The sequence below is a fragment of the Mesorhizobium sp. M7A.F.Ca.US.014.04.1.1 genome (genome assembly GCF_003998745.1).
Lineage (GTDB): Bacteria > Pseudomonadota > Alphaproteobacteria > Rhizobiales > Rhizobiaceae > Mesorhizobium > Mesorhizobium ciceri.
Genome location: NZ_RZRW01001403.1, coordinates 1 through 534, shown reverse-complemented (window position 1 = coordinate 534; position 534 = coordinate 1). Strand labels below are relative to the sequence as shown.

The following is a 534-nucleotide window of genomic DNA, read 5'->3' as shown; positions in this document are numbered from 1 at the left end:
CCTGCGGCCCGATCACCTCGATCTTGCCGAGCGTCGAACCATCGAACAGCGCGACCGACTGGCGCGCACGTCGCGCCTCGTCCGCGATCGAACGTTCCGCGTCCGCGTTGCCGCCATAATGAGCAGGCCGCAGCCAGCCGCCATATTCCTGGAAGACAGCGCCGCTGGCGCGCTGGACGTTTTCGAGCGGCAGCCGCCGTACCGGCGCCATCAATTCACCGACGCGCGCGCCGGCAAAGCTTGCCAGCGGCACCGGCGTGAACGGCGGCCGGTAGGTGGTGGTGCCGACCTCCGGCACCGTGCGGCCGGTAATCCCTGCCATCAGCGCCAGCCCGGGCAGGTTGGAGGTCTTGCCCTGGTCGGTCGCCATGCCGAGCGTGGTGTAGCGCTTCAGATGTTCGACCGAGACGAAGTTTTCGCGTGCGGCCAGCTCGACGTCCTTCACCGTCACGTCGTTCTGGTAGTCGATCCAGATGCGGCCTTTCGAGCCCGGCATCGGCCAGGCCGGGAGAATGCCGTCCGTCGCCTCCGGCC

1 pseudogene is annotated in these 534 nt (G+C 68.4%); it reads right to left on the bottom strand.

Annotated elements, in window-relative coordinates:
• A pseudogene (locus EOA22_RS36785) lies at positions 1-534 on the bottom strand (sarcosine oxidase subunit alpha family protein); the annotation flags it as partial.